This window comes from Micromonospora sp. NPDC047756 (genome assembly GCF_055587245.1).
In genome coordinates this window covers 48,370-69,704 of sequence record NZ_JBVJGQ010000011.1, presented here as the reverse complement: position 1 = coordinate 69,704, position 21,335 = coordinate 48,370, and the positions used below count along the sequence as shown (strand labels likewise).

15 protein-coding genes are annotated in these 21,335 nt (G+C 71.7%); 3 read left to right on the top strand and 12 right to left on the bottom strand.

The features are described 5' to 3' along the window. Position 1: 1 nt before the first annotated feature. The 9 genes from ACZ6NZ_RS31210 to ACZ6NZ_RS31170 form a co-directional block, all read right to left on the bottom strand. Complete coding sequence (locus tag ACZ6NZ_RS31210; RefSeq protein ID WP_465861436.1) at positions 2 to 970, bottom strand: carbohydrate ABC transporter permease; 969 nt, start codon at positions 968 to 970, stop codon at positions 2 to 4. A 69-nt stretch (positions 971 to 1,039) separates the two neighbouring features. Continuing rightward, positions 1,040 to 2,344: an ABC transporter substrate-binding protein gene (locus ACZ6NZ_RS31205; protein ID WP_366608691.1), complete on the bottom strand. Its 1,305-nt coding sequence runs from the start codon at positions 2,342 to 2,344 to the stop codon at positions 1,040 to 1,042. 76 nt (positions 2,345 to 2,420) lie between these two features. After that, positions 2,421 to 3,452 (bottom strand): LacI family DNA-binding transcriptional regulator, encoded by a 1,032-nt coding sequence (locus ACZ6NZ_RS31200; protein WP_366608734.1) that lies wholly within the window; start codon positions 3,450 to 3,452, stop codon positions 2,421 to 2,423. A gap of 908 nt (positions 3,453 to 4,360) precedes the next feature. Further along, positions 4,361 to 5,254, bottom strand: coding sequence for an amidohydrolase family protein (locus ACZ6NZ_RS31195; RefSeq protein ID WP_465861538.1), 894 nt, complete (start codon positions 5,252 to 5,254; stop codon positions 4,361 to 4,363). Positions 5,255 to 5,436: 182 nt separating this feature from the next. Beyond that, positions 5,437 to 6,246 (bottom strand): metal-dependent hydrolase, encoded by an 810-nt coding sequence (locus tag ACZ6NZ_RS31190; RefSeq protein ID WP_465861434.1) that lies wholly within the window; start codon positions 6,244 to 6,246, stop codon positions 5,437 to 5,439. Between the two features lie 103 nt (positions 6,247 to 6,349). Beyond that, the gene (locus tag ACZ6NZ_RS31185; RefSeq protein WP_465861433.1) at positions 6,350 to 8,002 is read right to left on the bottom strand and encodes a serine/threonine-protein kinase; all 1,653 of its coding nucleotides are present in this window, start codon (positions 8,000 to 8,002) and stop codon (positions 6,350 to 6,352) included. A gap of 119 nt (positions 8,003 to 8,121) precedes the next feature. Continuing rightward, positions 8,122 to 9,858 carry a serine/threonine-protein kinase gene (locus ACZ6NZ_RS31180; RefSeq protein WP_465861432.1) on the bottom strand — a complete coding sequence of 579 codons (1,737 nt, stop codon included), beginning with the start codon at positions 9,856 to 9,858 and terminating at the stop codon, positions 8,122 to 8,124. 83 nt (positions 9,859 to 9,941) lie between these two features. Further along, positions 9,942 to 11,276 (bottom strand): glycosyltransferase family 4 protein, encoded by a 1,335-nt coding sequence (locus ACZ6NZ_RS31175; RefSeq protein WP_465861430.1) that lies wholly within the window; start codon positions 11,274 to 11,276, stop codon positions 9,942 to 9,944. Positions 11,277 to 11,412: 136 nt separating this feature from the next. Next, positions 11,413 to 13,356, bottom strand: coding sequence for an amylo-alpha-1,6-glucosidase (locus ACZ6NZ_RS31170; RefSeq protein WP_465861429.1), 1,944 nt, complete (start codon positions 13,354 to 13,356; stop codon positions 11,413 to 11,415). 42 nt (positions 13,357 to 13,398) lie between these two features. Between ACZ6NZ_RS31170 and ACZ6NZ_RS31165 the strand changes: the two genes are divergently transcribed. Continuing rightward, positions 13,399 to 16,104: an MGH1-like glycoside hydrolase domain-containing protein gene (locus ACZ6NZ_RS31165; RefSeq protein ID WP_465861427.1), complete on the top strand. Its 2,706-nt coding sequence runs from the start codon at positions 13,399 to 13,401 to the stop codon at positions 16,102 to 16,104. A gap of 480 nt (positions 16,105 to 16,584) precedes the next feature. Here ACZ6NZ_RS31165 and ACZ6NZ_RS31160 read toward each other — a convergent pair whose 3' ends face one another. Next, entirely contained in the window at positions 16,585 to 17,742 is a 1,158-nt protein-coding gene (locus ACZ6NZ_RS31160) for an FAD-dependent oxidoreductase (protein ID WP_465861425.1), read from the bottom strand. A 100-nt stretch (positions 17,743 to 17,842) separates the two neighbouring features. On the opposite strand from ACZ6NZ_RS31160, the gene ACZ6NZ_RS31155 reads away from it, so the two are divergent. Next, positions 17,843 to 18,442 carry a TetR/AcrR family transcriptional regulator gene (locus tag ACZ6NZ_RS31155; protein WP_465861423.1) on the top strand — a complete coding sequence of 200 codons (600 nt, stop codon included), beginning with the start codon at positions 17,843 to 17,845 and terminating at the stop codon, positions 18,440 to 18,442. A gap of 102 nt (positions 18,443 to 18,544) precedes the next feature. On the opposite strand, the gene ACZ6NZ_RS31150 is transcribed toward ACZ6NZ_RS31155, so the two are convergent. Next, positions 18,545 to 18,928, bottom strand: a complete 384-nt coding sequence (locus tag ACZ6NZ_RS31150; protein WP_465861421.1) for a DoxX family protein — start codon at positions 18,926 to 18,928, stop codon at positions 18,545 to 18,547. 155 nt (positions 18,929 to 19,083) lie between these two features. Between ACZ6NZ_RS31150 and ACZ6NZ_RS31145 the strand changes: the two genes are divergently transcribed. Next, on the top strand, positions 19,084 to 19,998 hold the full coding sequence (locus tag ACZ6NZ_RS31145) for an RNA polymerase sigma-70 factor (protein ID WP_465861420.1): 915 nt from the start codon (positions 19,084 to 19,086) through the stop codon (positions 19,996 to 19,998). Positions 19,999 to 20,004: 6 nt separating this feature from the next. Here the strand turns inward: ACZ6NZ_RS31145 and ACZ6NZ_RS31140 are convergent, their stop codons facing one another. Beyond that, complete coding sequence (locus tag ACZ6NZ_RS31140) at positions 20,005 to 21,204, bottom strand: low temperature requirement protein A (RefSeq protein ID WP_465861418.1); 1,200 nt, start codon at positions 21,202 to 21,204, stop codon at positions 20,005 to 20,007. Positions 21,205 to 21,335: the final 131 nt, after the last annotated feature.

Below are 21,335 nucleotides of genomic sequence, written 5' to 3'. Positions count from 1 at the left end.
GTCAGAACCCCCGGTCCCGGCGCTCGCTGCGGGCCTGCATCCAGATGAAGACCCCGGCCACCACCACGATGATCAGTGTCAGCACCATGGAGATCGCGGAGCCGTAGCCGACCTGCAGCTTCTTGAAGAACGTGTAGTAGGCGAAGTAGCTCGGCACGTTCGTCGCGTTGTCCGGGCCACCCCGGGTCAGCGCGAAGATCGGCCCGAACACCTTCAACGCGGCGATGGTGCAGGTCAGGGCCACCACGAAGGTCTCCGGCCGGATCTGCGGAAGGGTGATCGCCCGGAACCGGTGCAGCCAGTTCGCGCCGTCGACCTCGGCCGCCTCGTACAACTCGGGGTCGACGCGCTGCAACGCCGCCATGAAGACGACCACCGGGTAGCCGATTTGCACCCAGATCATCACGGCCATCACGGCCGGCAGTGCGGTGCCCGGGTCGCCGAGCCAGTCATGGCGTAACGCGCCGAGACCGACCACGTCGAGAAGGCTGTTGAACGCGCCGTCGGGGCGCAGGATCCAGCCCCAGACGATGCCGGCCACCACGACCGGCAGCACCTGCGGGAGGTAGAACGCGGCCCGCAGCGCGGCGGCGGTGCGGGGCTTGAACCGGCGGCCGACGACGTCGAAGAGCACCGCGGCCAGCAGCAGCCCCAGCACCGTGGGCACCACCACCATCGCGACGAGCATCCAGACGGTGTTGCGGAACGACGCCCAGAACACGTCGTCCTGCAGCAACTGCCGGTAGTTGTCCAGGCCGACCCACCGGGGGTCGCCGATGCCGGACCACTTGGTCAGCGACAGGTAGAGGGTGCCGACCAGCGGCGCGCCGATGACCAGGAGAAAGAGCGCCGCTCCGGGGAGCAGGTAGAGCCAGTACGCCGCGTTGCGGCCGCGGCGTCTGCGGCTGGGCGCGGGCGGGGTGGGGGTCGCGGCCGGCGGTGTGGCGGCGACCGTCTCGGAGACAGCCATGGAAGATCCTTCCCGGCGGGGCGGGCGGGCGCGCGCCGGTCGTGCCGGTCGCGCCCGCCGCTCGCCGTGTCACTTGCCGGTGATCTCCTTGACGCCATCGGCGTACGGCTTGGCGATCGTGTCCAGAACCTGGTCGGGCGACTTCGAGCCGTTGATCAGACCCTGGAAGCCGGAGACCAGCACGTCGTAGTAGCCGGGGACCGGCCAGTCCGGGTAGAAGGCGAGACCGTCGGACTTGCTGACCGTGTTGAAGTCCTCGATCAGCTTGCGGTCCTTCGGGTCGCTGATCTTCGACGCGTCAGCGGCGACCGGAACACCACCGTTGTTGCCGATCAGGTCCTGGATCTCCGGCCGCAGGGTGATGTCGATGAAGTCGTACGCCAGGCTCTTGGCCTTGCTGTTCTCCGGGACGACCCAGAGGTTGCCGGAGGAGCCGGCCTGCAGGGTGTTGCCGGGGAAGAGGAAGGTGTCCCAGTTGGCCTTCATCTCGGTCTTGAACCGGCCGTACCACCAGCTACCCGAAACGATCATCGGAACCTTGCCGCCGATGAAGGCGGTGCCCATGTCCTCGGCCTTGAGGCTGGCCGAGTTCTTCGCGACGTAGCCCTTCTGCACCCACTGGGCGAAGGTGTCCGCGCCGTACTTGAGCGGGTCGGCCTTGAAGTCGACCGGGTTCTTGTAGAGCTGGTAGTTGTCGACGAACTGCCGGTCGCCCTTGGAGAGGGCGAGCTGGTAGAAGAGCTGCCCGGCCGGGTACTCGGCACCGGCCATGCCCAGCGGGGTGATGCCCTTGCCGACGAAGGTGTCCATCGCGGCGGTCATCTCGGCCATCGAGGTCGGGACCGTGACGCCGTTGCTCTGGAACAGGTCCTTGTTGTAGTAGACGGTGACGTACTCGCCGTAGTTGGGCACACCGAACCACTTGCCGGAGCCCATCACGCCCTTGTCGCTGTACCGGGCGGTGGTCTGCAGGCTGGGGCTGAGCTTGCCGGCCCAGCCGCGCTTGTCGGCCTCGCTGCTCAGGTCGGCCAGCAGGCCCTGGGAGGAGAGCAGCCCGGCGGTCGCGTTGCCCTTGTTGTACTCCATGATGTCCGGGCCCTCGGACGAGTTGATGATCATGCCGGCGTTCTGCTGGATCTGCTCGAACGCCTTGCGCTCGAAGCGCACCTCCACGCCCGGGTGCTCGGACTTGAAGATCTCGATCGCCCGGTCCCAGCCGACCCCCATGGCGCTGTTCTCGCTCTCGTAGTGCCAGAGCTTCAGGACCTTGGCGTCACTGTCGTCCCCGCTGTCACCACCGCCGCACGCGGCCACGGTGGTCGTCGCCATCGCCGCCAGGGCGATCGCGGCGACGAGCCGGTGGAATCGCTGCATTAGCATCCTCCTCGTTGAGTATCTAGCCGGTACTTCACGGGGCCCGTCGTCGCGTTGCAGCGCGGCGACGGGCCATTTACCGATCGGCCCCCATCAGCTGGTGGCTTCGGGGCACGGCGGTCGACCCACGGACCTCCAACGCGCACGGCAGCAGTTGCTGGTGACGAAGGTCAGCCGGGCCATCCAACTGGCGCGTCAGCGCCTCGATCGCCATCCGGCCGAGCGCCGAACCGGGTGACGTCATCGCCGTCAGCGCCGGGGTGGCCAGCTCGGCGACCTGCGGCGAGGTGACCATCGAGACGACGGAGACGTCGTCGGGCACGGACAACCCGCGGCCGGTCAGCTCGCCGAGGATGCCGAAGATCGCCGTCTCGTTCATCGCCAACACCGCTGTCAGCTCCGGGGCCTGCGCGAACGCGGCGGCCAGGGCCGCCCGCCCGCCGGCCGCGCTGTCCTCGGCCGCGATCATCACCGGCTCCAGGCCGTGCCCGGTCATCGCCGCGGTGAAGGCGTCACGGGTACGCAACGCCGGCCCGTAACCGCTGGCCAACGTGGCAGCCGAGTGGTTGACGTAAACGATGCGCCGATGCCCGAGGCCGACCAGGTGCGCGACAGCCTCCCGGACAGTCTGGTCGAAGTCGATGTCGACGTAGGAGAGCTGGCTGGTGTCGCCGGTGCGACCGATCAGCACCAGCGGCACCCCCGCCTCCTGGAGCACCGTCACCCGCTCGTCGGCCAGCTGGACCTCCATCAGCACGACCCCGTCGAGCATCCGCTGACTGGCCAGCCGACGCAGGTCGTCGAGGTTGCCCCCGCCGACCGGCGAGAGCACCAGGTGATAGCCGGCGACGCTGGCCGCAGCGGCGGCACCGGTGACGAACGCGGTCTCGGTGGCACCGAGGCCACGCTCGTCCATCGGCATCAGCAGGCCGAGGATCCGGCTGCGGCGACTGGCCAGCCCACGGGCCATCGCGTTGGGCTGGTAGTCGAGCTGCGCCATCGCGGCGAGCACCTTGTTACGGGTGGCCTGCGAGATCGGGCGGGTGCCCGTGAGCACGTACGACACGGTGCTGACCGAGACCTGTGCGAGGCGGGCGACGTCGTGCATGGTGGCCACCGCGCACCTCCTCCGGCCTGGGGTGGGATCGCTCCCGAGCTTCGTCGAAGCGTTTCGACGAAGCGGTTCGACAGGACGCTAGGCCACCTGTTACGGCGACGTCAATAGCCGATGTCGAAAAGAATTCACCGGCCCGCGAGCCCCTGCGTCGGTCCCGCCCGAGCGCCCTGCGCGCGGCCAGGCTGGAAGGGTGCCCGGCCCTCACCAGCCCACGCCGCGGGCTGCTCCTGGTCGGTCCGCAGTGCCGCCGCTTCCGGTCGGTCCGCGCCGCGCCGTGCTGCTCCCGGTCTGTGCGCGCTGCTCCCGCTCGTGCCGCCCCCGGTCGGTCAGTCGCGCAGGACGGTCATGGCCAAGATCTGCGCAACGTCGGGGATGTTGCTGCCTCCCATCCGCCGGAGGCAGCAACATCCGGGTAGTTGCGCGGATCTTGGCCCCGGGTCAAGGGGTGGGCGGGCCGGGCGGCGGCAAGATCGTGCTCGATCCTGGATGTAGTCCCTTGGATAGTCGTGGAGGCCACTACATCCAGGATCGAGCACGATCTTGGGTGCGGGGTGCGGGGTGCGGGGTGCGGGGTGCGGGGTGCGGTGCGGCCGGTGCGCGAGGGCGCGCAGCGGCGTGGTGGGGCGTGGCGTGGTGGGGCGCGGCGGGGCGTGGTGGGGCGCGGCGGGGCGGGATGCGGCGCGGTCCGGGTGGGGCGAGGGCGTGAGGATGCGGTCCGGTGGGGCGAGGGCGTGAGGATGCGGCCCGGTGGGGCGAGGGCGTGAGGATGCGGTCCGGTGGGGCGAGGGCGTGAGGATGCGGCCCGATAGGGCGAGGGGGAGGGGGAAGGCGCGTAACGACGCGGCGGGGCGAGGGGCAAGGCGAGGGGGCGGGGCCCGAGGAGCGTGGCGGTCGAAGGGTCAGGGCAGGCTGAACAGGGTGGCGGCGCTGTTCCAGCAGACCGCCCGGAGCCAGTCGTCGCTCAGGTCCAGTCGGGTCAGCCCGGTGATCTGGTCGGCGTACGGGTACGGGATGTTCGGAAAGTCGCTTCCCAGCAGCACCTTGCCGGCCAGCCCCAACTCGCGTAACCGGGGCAACTCCTCGGCGGGGTAGGGAACGAACTGGTCGAAGTAGGGCGTGAACACCATCGTGGTGTCCAGTTTGACCCGCTCGTACGTCTCGGCGAGGTCCAGGAAGGCCTGGTAGTCCGGGGCTCCCATGTGCGCCACCACGGCGGTCAGTCGAGGGTGGCGGGCGAGGAGGGCGGCGAACGGTTCCGGGCCGGTGTGGGAGGTTCCCACCGGGGCGTGCCCGGCGTGCACCACCACCGGCACACCCGCGTCGGACAGCATCCCCCACACCGGGTCCAGCGCCGGATCGGTCGGCGCGAAGCCCCCGACCTGTAGGTGCAGCTTGAACACCTGGGCACCTTCGGCGAGGGCTGACTCGACGTAGCCGGGTGCGTCCGGTTCCGGGTAGAACGTGGCTGAGGCCAGGCACCCGGGGGTGTCGCGGGCGAAGTCCAGCGTCCAGCGGTTGAGTTCTACCGCCATGCCCGGTCGGTGTGCGTACGCCAGGGCGCTGAACGCCCGCACCCCGAGCCGGCGCAGGTGCGCGACCCGGTCGGCGTCGCTCCAGCGGTAGCGGATCGGCCATTCGGTGCCGACCAGCGGCCCGGCGGCGTCGAAGTAGGCCCACACCCGACGCAACAGGCGTGGTGGCAGGAAGTGCACGTGCACGTCGGCGAGGCCGGGCAGCCCCAGGGCGCGGCAGAACTCGGGTACGCGGTCGTCCGCCTCGGGTGGGACCGGCAGCTGGTCGCCGGCCGAGCCGCCCGGGACCGGCACCGGGACCGGCAGGTGGTCGCCGGCCGAGCCGGGCGGCACCGGCACCGGGACCGGCGACTGGTCGCCGGCCGAGCCGCCCGGCACCGGCACCGGGACCGGCAACTGGTCGCCAGCCGTGCCTGCCGGCGCCGGCATCGGGACCGGATCGGTCATACGTCGATGTCGAAACGGCTCAGCACCGAGGGCGCGATCAGGCCGACGGTGGCGAGCGCGGAGACGACGGTCAGTGCGATGCGCATTCCGACCACTTCGGCCTTGCTGCCGACGCGCAGGGCGATCTTGTTCGGCAGGCCGATCATCATCCACATGCGGCGCTTGATGGGGATCGGCCAGAGGATCGGCACGCCGGCTCTGGTGATCATGTCGCCGAGGATGTGCACGAAGCAGCCCACGCCCAGCGCGGTGCCGATCAGGGGATAGCCGCGTCCGCCCGGCAGGTTGGCGAAGGTGAACCAGGCGGCCCCGGCCGATGCCAGCGTGATGATCACCCAGCCGGCCCGTTCGGCCCACTCGTCGAACAGCCCCCGCAGCGCCAGGCCGAACATGAAGAACAGGATGGTGATGACCGCCCACTTGCCGTACGCGGCGCAGAGGGCGGTGGTGCCCCAGCCGACCAGCGCGGTGAACGGCAGCGTGTGGGTGAGGGTCCGGTGCCCGTTGTTGCGACGCGGGTCCCTGCTGAGCTTCGTGGCGTAGTAGACCCCGAGCGAGATCTTCTCCATCACCTCGGCGGCGAAGAGCGAGAAGACTCCGAAGGTACGGGCCACGGTGGCCCCACCCTGGTTCTTGGTCACCTTGCCCGACATGTCGAGGTCGGGGAAGAGCGCGCCGCCGGCGCACACCGCGGTGCCCACCGCCAACGCGAGCGGCGACTGGTGGTAGTCGGCGAACTGCTGCAGTGCCCAGGAGCCAGCCAGCCACACCGCCGCGCCGGACAGCGCGTGTTGCGGTCCCATCATCTCGGCTCACCCTCCCCAGGGATCTTGAGCGCCCAAAACTACGCCACTGTAGTAAGCGTCGGCGCCGCAGGGGCATCACCCGGAAGGTCCACATCGGACCGGGTCACAGGGTGGGGGTGAAGCTCTGCCGGATCATCGGCAAGTATGCCGCGTTGACCTGCCAGTCGAACTCTTCTGTCAACCACGAGACGGTGTAGGAGCGGTCGGCCGAGGTGTTAGCCAGCAAGCGGAAGCTGTGCACCGGGACGCCGAGGGCGTTCTTCCAGCCGCACTCCCACACCGCGCCGCCCTCGAAGATGTCCATCGCGGAGATGTCCACCTTGCGATAGTCCGGTAGCGCCGCGCTGGCGGTCAGCCGATCCTCCTCGGCCTCCCAGTGCGCCACCGGATCGGGGCGGACCGGCCCCGTCTCGACGCTGAGCACCCGGCTCCCGCTGGATCTCCGGAAGCAGGTCACCGAGCCCTCGGTCCAGCGCGCCCACCCCACCGGCGCGGCGATCCGAAACCCACTCGGGTCGTCGTACCAGGTCCAGCCCTCGCGTAGCCCGTACTTCACGCCGGGTGGCGGTGACACCGCCACCACCGGGGTCGCCGACGGTGGCGGGGGAGCCGTGCAGGCGAACGCGGCCGGTCGGGAGGTCGGCGCGCCACCGCCCGAGCCGGACGGAGGGGTCCGGTCGTCGTGCCGGTTGACCAGCGCGAGCGTGACGCCTCCCGCGACGAGCACAGCGGCAGCCGCGCCACCCAGGGCGATCAGGCGCCGTCGCCGGCCGGGTCGGCGCCGCGGGCCCGGGGTCGGAGTGGCCGGCTCGTCCGACGGGGCGACCGGTTCGACCGGTTGGGGCGCTCTGGCGCGTCCGGCGTCCCGGACCGCCCTGGCCTGCCCGGCGTCCCGGGCCGCCGCTACCGCCGTGGAGCGGGACGACGGGGTGGGTTCGTCGTGGCTCGCCTGGGCGCTGCGCAGCAGCGGCTCCGCCTCGGCGGCGGTCAACCGCCGCCAGGGGTCGCGCTGCAACAGGCCGATAAGGACGGGACGTAACGGGCCGGCCCGACGCATCGGGTCCGGTGGTTCGGTGGCCAGCGCGCTGAGCGTCGCCATCGCGCTCGACCTGGCGTACGGTGACTGCCCTTCGACCGTGGCGTAGAGCGTCGCGCCCAGCGACCACAGGTCGGTGCGCACGTCGGACACCCCTTCGCGGGCCCGCTCGGGGGCGACGAACTGCGGCGATCCGAGCACGGTGCCGGGCCCGGTCATCACACCGTCACCGCCGTCGAAGGTGGCCAGCCCGAAGTCGGTGAGCACCACCCGCCCGTCGTCGGCGACCAGCACGTTGTGCGGCTTCACGTCGCGGTGCAGCACCCCGGCGGCGTGGGCGGCGCGCAACGCGGCGAGCACCGCCAGCCCGATCCGGGCCGTGCTCTGCGGGCTCAGCGGGCCCTCGGCGCTGATGATCTGCTGCACGGATCGCGACGGCACGTACTCCATCACGATCCAGGGGCTCTCCCGGTCGTGCACCACGTCGTAGAGGCGGACCACGTTGGGATGGTTGAGGCGGGCGGCGGTGCGTGCCTCGCGCAGGGTCCGTAGCCGCAACTCCTCGCGTTCGGTCTCGGCCAGCCAGGCCGGCGGCACGACCTCCTTCACCGCCACGTCGCGGTGCAACATCTCGTCGCGAGCAAGCCACACCCGGCCCATTCCGCCGGTGCCGACCAGGTCGAGCAGCCGGTACCGACCCGCGATCAGCAACTGATGCACGGTCGCTCCCCCTCGGTCACCCCGGGATCCACGATAGCCACCAATGGCTGCTTATTCATCCACTGAGCGGCCTCGATCCACGACGGACGGTGGTCCCGATCATGGCCATACGGTGCAGGTCAGCGGGGTGGTCGGAAACTCTCTCGTACCTTTTTCCAGTCGGCGGCGGCCCCGGTCCAGTCCTCGTCGTGGGTGATCCAGACCAGCGTCCAGCGGCCGGCGGCGACAGCCTGTTGCCGGGCGTGCAGCCACCGGCCGCCGTGGGGGGCCTGCCACCGGAGTTCCCACTCCGCCCCGTCGTCGCTGGCGGCGAGCCGGATCTCGTCGTACCCCGGCAACGCCCCGGCCCCGGCGGCGGCGTCCCGGGCCGCGCGGAGCCGGACCAACGGGTCGGCGCTGTTGCCGGGTGCGACGCTGAAGGCCCGGCCGGTCGCCGGGTCCTGGAAGCAGGCCACCCCGTCGTCGCGGGAGTAGTACCAGGTGGCCGGCACGGAGACCCGGAAGCCTGTGGTGTCGGCGTGCCAGACCCAGCCCGGCGGTGGCCGGAACCTCTCGGCGGTGGCGGGGTCGCCGGCCAGCACCGGCGTGCCGGCGACATGCGGGCGGACACACGCGAACGGCGGCGGGGGGACGTCGCGTCCGTCGGGCGGCGGCCCCGGCCAGTCGGGGCCCGGTCCGCCTGGTCCGCCCGGTCCGCCCGGTCGGTTGTCGGGTGGACGGTTCGGTGGCTGCGGGGAGGACGAGGCGGCCGTGTCGCCGGGCTTGTCGCCGGCGAAGGTCAACGCGGTGCCGACACCGGCCGCGACGGCCACCAGCAGCGTCACACCGATCAGCGCCAGCCGGCGGGTGGCCGGTCCCCGGGCCGCCCGGTCTGCGCCCGGTGCCCGGGAGGCCCCTTCGTCGGCGGCCGGGGCAGGGTTCGGGGCGTCGGACGGATCGGGCAACGGGAGGGTGGGGTCCTGGTCGTCGTCGACGGCGGCGGGGTGGGCGATCAGGCCCGGCACCGGCCCGTCGTCGGCGGGCCGGTCGGTCGTCGGCGGCAGGTCGGCGCGGCCGGTCGCGGCCATCGTGAGCAACCGGCGGGCCGCGTCGTGGTCGAGGCGCTCGCGCGGGTCGCGGCGCAGCAACCCCTCCAGCACCGGCGCGAGCGCCCCGGCGTGGGGGGCGGGGTCGGGCGGGCCGGCGGCCAGCGCGCTCAGGGTGGCCATCGCGGTGCTGCGGGCGTACGGGGACCGGCCCTCCACGGCGGCGTGCAGGGTCGCCCCGAGCGACCACAGATCGGCGGTCACCGTGGACACGCCCTCGGCGGCCCGCTCGGGGGCCACGTACTGCGGGGAGCCGAAGACCATGCCGGGGCGGGTCATCGCGCCGTCGCCACCGTCGAAGGTGGCCAGGCCGAAGTCGGTGAGCATCACCCGCCCGTCGTGCGCCACGAGCACGTTCTGCGGTTTGATGTCGCGGTGCAGCACTCCGGCGGTGTGCGCGGCCTGGAGCGCGTCGAGCACGGCCAGCCCGATCCGGGCCGCGCGGGCCGGATCGAGCGGCCCCTCGGCGTCCACGACGTCCTGAAGGGTGCGGGACGGGACGTACTCCATGATGATCCACGGGCTGCCGTCGACCGCGACGACGTCGTAGAGCCGGACCACCGTGGGGTGGTTGAGTCGGGCCGCGGCGCGCGCCTCCCGCATGGTGCGTGAGCGCACCTCGTCCCGTTCATGATCGGCCAACCAACTCGGTGGGACGATCTCCTTGACCGCCACCTCGCGGTGCAGCATCTCGTCGCGGGCACGCCACACCCGACCCATGCCCCCGCGACCCACCAGGTCGAGCAGCCGGTACCGACCGGCGATCAGCACCTGTGCACGCTCCTCCTCAGCCGCTGTCCGGGCTACACCCTAACCAGCGGATCGGAAGTCACCTATCGGTCGTCCGACTCGGCTCAGCAGACGGCGTGGTCGGCGGCGGCGAGCAGGTTCCCTTCCGGGATGGCGATGCGGGTCCGTCCGCCGCTCAGTCGGGCGGCGGCGCGGCGGGCCTGCACGGTGCCGTGTTCACGGCGCGCGGTGGCGTAGCTGGCGGCGGTGCGGGCCGCGATGGTGGCCCAGCCGTACCGCTCGCCGACCATCGTGCGGGCCCGGCGGGCCAGCCGCCGGGCGAAGACCTCGTCGCCGAGCAGTTGGCCGACCGCGCCGGCGAGCGCGTCCGGGTCGCTGTGCGGGAACGTCACCCCGGTCACGCCGGGTTCGACGATCTCGGCGAGGCCGCCGGTACGGGCCACGGCGAGGGGTGCTCCGGCGGCCGCCGCCTCCAGCGCCACCATGCCGAACGGCTCGTAGAGGCTGGGGACCACCGTCGCGTCGGTGGCGCCGAGCATCGCCGGTAGTTGGGTGGAGTCGAGGAACCCGGTGAACCGGACCGTCGAGCTGAGCGCCAGTCGTCGGGCCTCCGCCTCCAGTTCGGTGCGGTACGGGCCGTCGCCGGCGATCACCACGCGCAGCCCCGGGTGCCGTTCGCGCAGCCGGGGGATGGCGTGCACCAGGTGCTGGACGCCCTTCTCGTAGACCAGCCGTCCGGCGTACCCGACCAGCGGGCCGTCCCCGGCGAACCGGGCCCGGGCCGACGCGACCGCTCGGGGGCGGGCCCGCCAGGCCCGGTCGTCGACCCCGTTGGGCACCACGTCGACCTGGCCGGCGGGCACGTCGAACAGCGCGGTCACCTGGTCGCGCATGTAACCCGAGCAGGTGATGACCCGGATGGAGGAGTTGCTGAGCCAGTGTTCGACGCCGTGGATGGTGCGGTTCATCTCCTCGGGCAACCAGCCCTGGTGCCGGCCCGCCTCGGTGGCGTGGATGGTAGTGACCAGGGGGAGGTCCAGGTGATCGGCGAGGGTGACGGCGGTGTGGGCGACGAGCCAGTCGTGGGCGTGGATGACGTCGTAGGCGCCGGCCTGGGTGGCGCGCAGGGCGGTGCGGGTGAGGGTGTGGTTGAAGGCCATGGTCCAGGCCAGCAGGGAGCTGGTGGCGAGGGGGAAGGTGACGGGGTCTTCGGGGGCGCGCAGGATGCGGACGCCGTCGGCGTACTCCTCCAGGGGTGCGCCGTCGCTGTGGCGGGTGACGACGGTGACCTCGTGGCCGGCGGCGGCGAGGGCGACGGAGAGGGCGTGCACGTGTCGGCCGAGGCCGCCGACGAGCACCGGCGGGTACTCCCAGGAGAGCATCAGCACCCGCAGCTGTCGGGCGGGGTTGATGTCGATCACGTGGGCATCGAGTGACATGCGGCCCCCTTTGAGTTGTCTCCGGGCGCGCGCCGACCGACACCGAATCGATGTCGCCGTCGCGTCTGGATCGAGGCCAATCCTGCCGGGATCGCGATAACCAGCGGCGACACCACCGTTGCGGTCGTGTAAAGCGCTACTGGCTCTTTCGTCGCACCCGCAGCAGCTCGGCCACCGACCATGCCTGGAACGGGCACCCGGTAGCGGTGTGCGGCGCGAGGCCATCTGCCGTCTCGCTAACTGAGCCTAACCCATATTCCATCAAATGCGCCTCAATGCCGACGAAAACGTCATCGACGGACATCTTCCCCCGGCGGGCGGCGTCCACGTACGGGCCGAGCAACCACGGCCACACCGTCCCCTGGTGGTAGCCCCCGTCCCGCTCGGCCGGGCCGCCCCGGTGCCGGCCCACGAACTCCGCGGCATCCGGGGCCAGACTGCGCGGCCCGAGGGGGGTGAGCAGACCGCCCCCGACCCGCCGCACCGTCGCCTCGTCCGGCTCCAGCGGCGCGTACGGCAGCGACCAGGCCAGCAGTTGGTTGGGACGCAACGCGTCGTCGTCGTGCAGGGCGGCGCCACCCAACGGGTACGCCGGCGCGGGCGCGTCCAGCACGTCGTGCAGCCAGCCGGTCGGGGCCGGGAACCGCTCCCGGAACGAGGCGGTGGCCTGCCGGTGGAGTCGCCACAGCTCGTCGGCGTCCTGCCCGGCCAGCTCGGCCAGCTCCGCGAGCCCGGCCAACCCGTTGATCCACAACGCGTTGACCTCGACCGGCTTACCGGTGCGCGGAGTGACCGGCACCCCGTAGACCCGGGCGTCCATCCAGGTCAGCGCGGTGCCGGCGGCGCCCTGGGTGAGCAGCCCGTCGGCCGGGTCGACCCGGATCCCGTACCGGGTGCCGGCGGTGTGGGCGTCGACCACCGTGCGCAGCGCCGGCAGCAGCTCGTCGCCGAGGTCGGTGTCGCCGGTGACGGTGACGTGCCGGCTCACCGCGTGCAGGAACCACAGCGTGCCGTCGACGGTGTTGTACTCCACCCGACCGGTGTCGGCCGTGTTGGCGAGCATCCCCTCGGACAGCGTCGCCGCGTACGCCCGCAGCAGCTCCCGACCCTCGTCGGCGCGACCCGTGCAGAGGAACAGCCCCTCGTACGAGATCATCGTGTCCCGCGACCACGCCCCGAACCACGGGTACCCGGCCACCACGTCGACCGCCGCCCGGTCGGTGCGCACCACGAACGCGTCGGCGGCCAGCGCCAGGGTGGCGTCCACGTCGTCGGCCGGCTTCGCCGTCGCCACCACCCGCCGGTTGCGCCGCCGGGCGGTCGCCACGATCTCCGTGGCCGGCGGCGGCTCCTCGTCGAGCCGACCGGCCCAGGCCCGCACCGACACCGTGTCGCCGGGGCGTTCCAGCTCACCGGAGAAGCGGCCCGCGTACCAGAGATCCTCGTCCGGGTTCAGGCCACGGTTGGCCTCCTCGCGGTGGTGCACGCCCAGCCACCACTGCCCCTCGGGCGTCCAGCCCGGGCCGGCGAGCCGGTACGCGCCCTCGACCACCGCGCCGTCGGCCACCGCCTCGACCTGCGGGACCGGGCCGTCGGCCCGCCGTTCGCCGTGCGCGTCCCGCCAGGTGCAGGCGGCCGACAACTCCAGTCGCACGGGACCACCGGCGACCAGGCGGTGCACCACCGCGACGCAGGAGCGGCCGGGAAGCATGGCCAGCTCCCGTTCGATGACCACCGCGCCGATCCGCCACCGCCACCGGGGTAGCCCGTCGACCAGGTCGAAGCGTTCCAACAGCTCGAAGCCGCGCGGGTCCACGTCGCCGGAGGCCCACTCGTGCGCGCCGAGGCGGACCCGTGCGCCGGACGGCAGGGTGACCGCCGGATCGAGGCTCACCAGTCCCACCTGACGGGACGCCGGCGTTTCGCCGGGAACCACCAACAGGCCGTGGTAGCGACGTGTCCGCAGCCCGCCGACGGTGCCCATCGCGTAGCCGCCGAGGCCGTCGGGGACCAGCCACTCCCGGCTGGCCGCGCTGGTCAGATCGCCGCAGACCTGCGGGCCGAACCGAATGTCGATCAAGTTTCCTCCACCGGCGGCAACGTGTAACACGCCACGACGAGAATGGCCGCTGTGGTCAAGTCCCGCGGCGACGTCAAAGATGTGCACGTGATCACTGACCGATCGTCCTCCGACGCCTCGCCACCCGACGCTGAGCGGCTCCGGCTCGCCCAGGCCGACTCGGGGGAGCAGGACTGGCGTGCATGGGGTCCCTATCTGTCCGAGCGGGCGTGGGGGACGGTACGGGAGGACTACAGCGAGCACGGTACGGCCTGGGACTACTTCCCGCATGACCACGCGCGGTCCAGAGCCTACCGGTGGAGTGAAGACGGGATGGCCGGCGTCTGCGACGAACGACAGACCTTCGCGTTCGCCCTCGCCCTCTGGAACGGCAAGGACCCGATCCTCAAGGAGCGGATGTTCGGCCTCGGCGGCGACAGCGGCAACCACGGCGAGGACGCCAAGGAGTACTGGTGGTACGAGGACTCCACGCCCACCCACTCCTGGATGCGCTGGCGCTACCACTACCCGCAGGCCGCCTTCCCGTACGACGAACTCGTCGCGGTCAACGCGTTGCGCGGCCGTGACGACACCGAGTACGAGCTGGTCGACACGGGGATCTTCGACGACGACAGGTACTGGGCGGTGACGGTCGACTACGCCAAGGCGTCCCCGACCGACCTCTGCATGGTGGTGACCGTGGCCAACCGGGGCGACCAGGCGGCCACCCTGCACGTCCTGCCCACCCTGTGGTTCCGTAACACCTGGTCCTGGGGTCTGCCCGGCGGCGACCGGATCCCCCGGCTGACCGGTCAGGGCACCCGCCTCGTCGGCGAGCACCGGGTGTTCGGCCAACTGCTGCTGGAGGGCGACGGCGGCCCGGTGCCGCTGCTCTGCGACAACGACACCAACGCCGAACGGCTCTGGGGTCTGCCCGGCCGCTCCCCGTACCCGAAGGACGGCATCAACGACCACGTCGTCAACGGCGCGGCAACGGTCAACCCGGCCCGGGAGGGCACCAAGGGCGCGCTGCACTACGTGCTCGACGTGCCGGCCGGTGGGCAGCGTCAGATCCGGCTGCGACTGACCCGCACCGCGTCGCCACCGGCCGCCGCGCCGCCGCCCCCGGCCGACCTCAGCGACGGCTTCGAGGCCGTGGTGTGGGCGCGGCGGGCCGAGGCGAACCGGTTCTTCGCCGGCGTGATCCCGCCGGCCGCCACCCCCGACGAGGCGCTGGTCGCCCGGCAGGCCATCGCCGGGCTGATGTGGGGCAAGCAGTTCTACCACTTCGACGTCAAACGCTGGCTCGACGGCGACCCGGGCTCGACCCCGCCGGCCGGGCGCCGGCACGGGCGCAACAGCGCCTGGTGGCACATGACCAGCTTCGACGTCATCTCCATGCCGGACCCGTGGGAATACCCCTGGTACGCGGCCTGGGACCTGGCGTTCCACTGCGTGAGCATCGCCCGGGTCGACCCGGGCTTCGCCAAGGAGCAGATCCTGCTCCTGCTCCGCGAGTGGTACCTGCACCCCAACGGGCAGATCCCGGCGTACGAGTGGGCGTTCGGCGACGTGAACCCGCCGGTGCACGCGTGGGCGGCGCTGAAGGTGTTCGAGATCGACGGCGGCCGGGACTACGAGTTCCTGGCCCGGGTGATGCACAAGCTGCTGCTCAACTTCACCTGGTGGGTCAACCGCAAGGACACCGGCGGCAACAACGTCTTCGAGGGCGGCTTCCTCGGGCTGGACAACGTCGGGCCGTTCGACCGCTCGGCGGCGCTGCCGGTCGCCGGGGTGCTGGAGCAGTCCGACGGCACCGGCTGGATGGGCATGTACGCGCTCAACCTGCTGGACATCGCGATCGTTCTCGCCGAACACGACCGGACCTGGGTGGACACCGCCACCAAGTTCTTCGAGCACTTCGCCTACATCGCCGCCGCCGCGTACGAGCAGGGGTTGTGGGACGACGAGGACGCCTTCTTCTACGACGTGCTGCGCCTCGCCGACGGCACGAAGGTGCCGCTGAAGGTCCGCTCCGTCGTCGGGCTCCTGCCGCTGGCCGCCACCACCCGGCTCACCGCCCGGACCCTGCACCACCTACCGGAACTGGGTGCCCGGCTGCGCTGGTTCCTCACCAACCGCCCGGAGTACGCGCAGGTGATCGGCACCCGCCGGCTGGGCCCCGATGGCCGGCAGCAGCGACTGCTGTCCATGGTCGGCCCGGAGCAGGTGGTACGCCTGCTCGCCCGGATGCTCGACCCGGACGAGTTCCTCTCCGACTTCGGCCTCCGTACGCTGTCGCGCGCGCACCTGGACAAGCCGTTCTCGGTGAGCCTTGGCGGGCAGGAGTTCTCGGTCGGCTACGAGCCGGCCGAGTCGACCAGCGGACTGTTCGGTGGCAACTCGAACTGGCGCGGTCCGATCTGGATGCCGACGAACTTCCTGCTGATCAGCGCGTTGCGCGACTACGCGGCGTTCTTCGGCGACGACCTCCAGGTGGAGTATCCGACCCGCTCCGGGGTCAAGCACACCCTGGACGAGATCGCCGACGACCTCTCCGCCCGGCTCATCTCGCTCTTCACCCAGGACGACTGGGGTCGACGGCCGATCTACGGTGCCGCTCAGATGTTCCAGACCCACCCGGACTGGCGCAACCTGATCGCGTTCCCCGAGTACTTCCACGGCGACAACGGGGCCGGCCTGGGCGCGTGGCACCAGACCGGCTGGACCGCCCTGGTGGCCGACCTGATCCTCACCCTCCGCCGCTGACCCCCCTTCGGCCCCGCCCCGCCGCCCCAACCCGCCCCGCCCGCGCTGCCCGCAAGATCGGCGCAACTTCCCTGATGTTGCTGTCTCGGGGGCGGTCCAAGGCAGCAACATCAGGGAAAGTGTGCGGATCTTGCGGGCACGACGGACCCCCGCCGCCCGGCCTCGGCGCGACCGCTGGCGTGGGCTGCGTCAGATGGTGATCACGCCGAGCTGGATGAGGCTGTCGGCGGTGTCGGTGGTTGCCACCGGGCGGGGCCGCCAGCCGAGGACGTTGCGGGCCTTGTCGTCGCTGATCATCGGCGCCTGACCCTGAAGGGCGGCGGCTCGCGGAACGCCGGCTCGGTCTTCGCGGCTTCCCGAACCTTGTCGTCGCCACACTCCGGGCCGGCACCCGATCGGCCAGGCTCGGCAGGTGCCGCGCGAGCATCGTCGCCAGGTCGAGGAGGCCGCCGTTGTTGCGGACGTGACGCGGGGCGCCGCTCAGCGGTTCGCCCGTTCGATGCCCCGCCGGACGAGGCCGCTGATGCCGGGCAGGGTGACCGCCCGGATGGTCAGGTCGCTCATCCAGACGTGGAATCGGCTGGGTGGCGCGTACTGGGCCATTCCCCGGCGGGCGAGCGCCTGTCGTTTGCCGACCTCGGGGCGGAGTCCGGCCTCCCACTCGGCGAGTGCCGCCGGGAGGTCGTCGGCGTGCCGTCGCAGGGCGGTGCCGAGGTGGTCGGCGCCGGCGAGGGCGAGGGCCGCGCCGTGTCCGGCGAAGAGCGTCACGCACCAGGCCGCGTCTCCGAGCAGGACGACGCGGCCGGTGCTCCAGCGTGGCATGACCACCTGGCTGACGGCGTCGAAGTAGGCGCTGGACGGGTCCTGCGCAAGATGGTCGATGGCGTCGGGCACGCCACCGGCCAGATCTCCGAACGCGGCCCGCAGCGCGTCGACCGGCCCGCGTCCCAGGTCGGCGGCGGGCTCCGTGCGGCGATAGGTGAAGAACGCCGACGACCGCTGCGGGCCCAGGTTGATCATCGCCGCGGTGCGCCCGGGACCGATGTGGGTGGTGGCGGACGACTCGGGCACGCCCGGCATCGGGTGGGGCAGCCCGAAGGCGGCCACGAGGTACGGGAGGTCCACCCGGAAGTCGGGGCCGAACAGGGCGGTGCGGGTGGTGGAGTGCACTCCGTCGGCACCGACCAGCAGGTCGGCCTGTTCGGTGGTGCCGTCGCTCAACTGCACGCGTACGTGGTCGGTGTCCTGGTCGACGGACGTGACGGTGGTGCCGAAGCGGATGTCGACCCGGTCCCGCACCGCTTCGAAGAGGCTGGCTTCCAGGTCGCCGCGGAATACCGAGAGGGCCCGCTTGCCGAGTGCGGCCTCGGCGATGGCGGACGGCACGGTGAACTTGGGCCGTCCGTCGGCGTGGACCAGCACGGTGGTGAACGGGCCCAGGTCGGCGGCGGACAGGGCGGGGAGCAGGCCGAGGCGTTCGGCGGCGTCGTAGCCCGGCCCGATCAGGTTCACCAGGTAGCCGCTGCTGCGTCGGGCCGGGGCCCGTTCGGCCACGAGGACCTGCCATCCGTCCTGGTGGAGTCGGAGGGCTGTGGCCAGCCCGGCTATCCCCGCACCCACGATCACCGCACGTCGCATCGCGCACCTCGCCACTAGAATGAGCATCTGCTCAAACCAGTATGAGCGACTGTTCATACCGACGCAAACGGCGGCGGCGCAACCGCCTAGACTTCAAGCCATGCCGCGCGGTGTCGCCATCCCAGCGCTCAGACAGCAGCTCTTCGCCGCCGTCGAGCGGTTGATCGTGGAAGAGGGGCCGAGCCGGCTCACCGGCCGGGCCGTCACGCGCGAGGCCGGCGTCGCGACCGGCCTGCTCTACGCGCACTTCGCGAACTTCGACGACTTCCTGACCGGGTTCGCGGTCGACCGCGTCTTCCACATCACCGGCGAGGTGGCCGGCCTACCGGAGCGCGCCGGGTCCGGCACGGTCGCCGACAACCTGCGCCAGGCCGTCCTGGCGACACCGCTGGGCACGCTGACGGCGTTGACCCGGCTCACCGCGTTCCGGCCGGAGTTGGCGGCGAACGTCGAGGCGGTCCTGGGCAGTGGGATGTCGGGGCTGCGGGGGGTCGAACGCGCGGTCGCCGACTACCTGGCCGCCGAGCGGACCCGCGGGCGCGTGCCGGCCGGCGTCGACACCGAGGCGCTGGCCCTGGCGGTGGTCGGCGTGCTGCACCACGTCGCGTCGACCGACCCCACCGACCCGACGGCGGCGCACCGGATCCAGCGGGTGATCGGCGCGCTCACCGACGGGTTCCCCGCCGCCGCGCCCTCCTGAGCGCCGCCCTGCCCCGGCAGGTCCGCGCCCGGTGCGCTCCGCGACCTCATCGCGCGAGGCCGGCGGGGGTCGTCGACCAGCCGGGGCAGGAGCGGGCTCAGGTCAGCCGCTGAGCGGCTCGGGTCCGAGGCGGCCCCAGGCCACGAACGCGGCGATCGCGAGGTAGATCAGATTCAGCACGATGAACCTCGCCTCGCCGTAGCGCAGGTGGGTGATCATCGCGCCGACCATCAGCAGGATCCAGCAGATGGCGGTCACCGGCACCAGCACCGGTGCGATGTCGAGCACGCCGGGCAGGACCAGGCCGACCGCGGCCAGGAGTTCGAGGACCCCGAGGGTCTTGACGAAGCCCACGCTGGCGTCGCCGGTCCATCCGCCGCCGTCGTGGGCGGCCAACTTCTGCTTGGGTACGAACGTCTTGGTGATGCCGCCGGCCAGGGCGACTGCGGCCAACAGTCCGGCCGCGATCCACAGTGCCAGGTTCATGAGTGTCCCTCCGTAGTCGCACAGGAGACACCGCCGGCCGGTGCGCTGTGACAGCTCGGGACGTGACGAGGAGCACGGGACGCCCGGTGTCACAGAAGTCGCGGGAGCGGTGTCTGGTGGGCGACGCGGTCGAGTTAGGTCAGACTGGAGGGCGCATGGACGCGGGAGGCGCAACCACGAGCGCGGACGGCCGGGGGGACCGGGCCGTCGACGCGTTCGTCACGCACCGGAACCTGCTCTTCACCGTCGCGTACGAGATGCTCGGCTCGGCCGCGGACGCGGAGGACGTACTCCAGGAGACCTGGCTGCGGTGGGCGGACGCGGATCTGGCGGCGGTGCGCGACCAGCGCGCCTACCTGGTCCGGATCACCACCCGACTGTCGCTCAACCGGCTGCGGGCGGTCGGTCGGCGCAGAGAGTCCTATGTCGGCTCCTGGTTGCCGGAACCGCTGCTGACCGCACCCGACGTCGCCGACGACGTCGAACTCGCCGAGAGCGTCTCGATGGCCATGCTGCTGGTGCTGGAGACACTCGCGCCGACCGAACGGGCGGTGTTCGTCCTCCGGGAGGTCTTCGACCTCGCCTACGACGAGATCGCCGAGGCGGTCGACAAGAGTCCGGCCGCGGTCCGCCAGATCGCGCATCGGGCGCGGGCGCACGTGGCCGCGCGCCGACCCCGGGGGATGGTCTCGGCGGCGGACACGCGGCGGGCGTTGAACGCGTTCCGGCGAGCCGTCGAGACCGGCGACGTGCAGGGCCTGCTCGACGTCCTCGCGCCGGATGTGGTGCTCCTCGGCGACGGCGGCGGGATCAAGCAGGCCGTGCTGCGGCCTGTCGCCGGGGCCGACAAGGTGGCCCGTCTGCTGTGCAGCACACACGCCAGGACCGCGACCATGTCGTTGCACCCCACCCAGGTCAACGGTCACCCGGCGCTGATTCTGCGGCTCGACGGCGCGGTCGACACGGTCCTCGCGCTGCGGCTCGACGATGGTCTGATCAGCGGGGTCTACGCCGTGCGCAATCCGGAGAAGCTGTCGCACATGCGGCGGGCGACCACCCTGCGCCGATGAGAGCACCTAGTACGGGGGAGTGGGTGTCTCCGGTGGCTGTCGACGGGAACGTCGTGTGTCCGCTGCGACGATGCCGAGCAGCACCACGGCGGCAACCGCGCCGGCGGTGACCGGCCGGAGGTGCGGTGCCGCCGGGCTCAGGAGGCCGAGGGTCAGCAGGCCGGCGATCCGGCTTCGGGAGACCCGGCCGAATACCTGGTATTCGAGCGTCGATCGCCCGGCGAGGAAGAGCGCGGGGCCCCCGAGGATGGCGATGAGCCAGGTCGGCGGGAGGTGACCGCGCGGCTCGGTGATGAACAGTTCGAAGCCGACGCCGGTGAGCACGATCCCCGCGATCATGGTCAGGTGGGCGAACGCCATGTCGGTCGCGAGCCGGGTCGGGTTACGGGAACGGTCGACCGCAGTGCCCAGCATCCCCCCGGCCTCGTGGAAGTAGATCCGCCAGAGCAGGACGGTGCTCGCCAGCGCCAGGACGAAGCCACCCGTCTGGTCGGTGTGGAACTCGCTGCCGCTGAAGGCGAGCCCGATCACGAAGATCGCTTCGCCGAGAGCGATGAGGAGGAACTGCTGGTACCGCTCGGCCAGGTGCTCGGCCGCGATCGTCTGGACGCCGAGCCGTCGTGCGCCGAGTCGGGGGGTCGGCCAGCCGAGGAACAGTCCGGTGTAGTCGATCAGGACGGCGAGTGTCCAGAGCGCCCCGCGAGCCCTGCCGTCGTCGACCAGCCCGCCGACGACCCAGAACGGTGCGCTTACGCCGAACCAGAACAGGATCCGGATGGACTGTTGCGGGTCCGGCCGGCCGTGCCCGACGACGCGGAAGAACACCACCCGGCCGATCTGGAGGGTCACCAGGGTGATGGCGAAGAGGGAGGCCCGTGCGCCGAAGCCGTCCGGCACGGCGACGGCCATCGTCATGGAACCGACCAACGTCATGATGATGACGGTCTGGACGATCGGGGTGTCCGGGTCCAGCCAACTGGTCGACCACACCGTCACCGACCAGACCGCCCACAGCGCCAGGAACAGCAGCAGAGCCTGGCCGAGGCCCGCGTACACGCCGCGTTGGCCGTCGGTGAAGTCGGTGATCAGGCGCGCGGAGATCCTGGTCAGGGCGAAGACGAAGACCAGGTCGAGGAAGAGCTCCAGGAAGGTGGCCCGCTGGCGGGTGGTCTCGTTGCGCAGCAACCCGTCGGGGGTGTTCCTCATCGGTTCGCCGCGCGCGGATGTCGCCGACCGATCACGTGCCCTCCCGTCGCGGTGATCTCCTCGCCTAACGAGTCAGGGGCGGCTGTGGCACGTGGAGCGAAGGCGTCGCCTCACCACAACAGTCGCCAATC

Coding starts and splice junctions, on each gene's coding strand:
- ACZ6NZ_RS31210 (WP_465861436.1), bottom strand. CDS start 970: ATGGCTGTCTCCGAGACGGTCGCCGCCACACCGCCGGCCGCGACCCCC.
- ACZ6NZ_RS31205 (WP_366608691.1), bottom strand. CDS start 2,344: ATGCAGCGATTCCACCGGCTCGTCGCCGCGATCGCCCTGGCGGCGATG.
- ACZ6NZ_RS31200 (WP_366608734.1), bottom strand. CDS start 3,452: ATGCACGACGTCGCCCGCCTCGCACAGGTCTCGGTCAGCACCGTGTCG.
- ACZ6NZ_RS31190 (WP_465861434.1), bottom strand. CDS start 6,246: ATGATGGGACCGCAACACGCGCTGTCCGGCGCGGCGGTGTGGCTGGCT.
- ACZ6NZ_RS31175 (WP_465861430.1), bottom strand. CDS start 11,276: ATGTCACTCGATGCCCACGTGATCGACATCAACCCCGCCCGACAGCTG.
- ACZ6NZ_RS31165 (WP_465861427.1), top strand. CDS start 13,399: ATGGCCGCTGTGGTCAAGTCCCGCGGCGACGTCAAAGATGTGCACGTG.
- ACZ6NZ_RS31160 (WP_465861425.1), bottom strand. CDS start 17,742: ATGCGACGTGCGGTGATCGTGGGTGCGGGGATAGCCGGGCTGGCCACA.
- ACZ6NZ_RS31155 (WP_465861423.1), top strand. CDS start 17,843: ATGCCGCGCGGTGTCGCCATCCCAGCGCTCAGACAGCAGCTCTTCGCC.
- ACZ6NZ_RS31150 (WP_465861421.1), bottom strand. CDS start 18,928: ATGAACCTGGCACTGTGGATCGCGGCCGGACTGTTGGCCGCAGTCGCC.
- ACZ6NZ_RS31145 (WP_465861420.1), top strand. CDS start 19,084: ATGGACGCGGGAGGCGCAACCACGAGCGCGGACGGCCGGGGGGACCGG.
- ACZ6NZ_RS31140 (WP_465861418.1), bottom strand. CDS start 21,204: ATGAGGAACACCCCCGACGGGTTGCTGCGCAACGAGACCACCCGCCAG.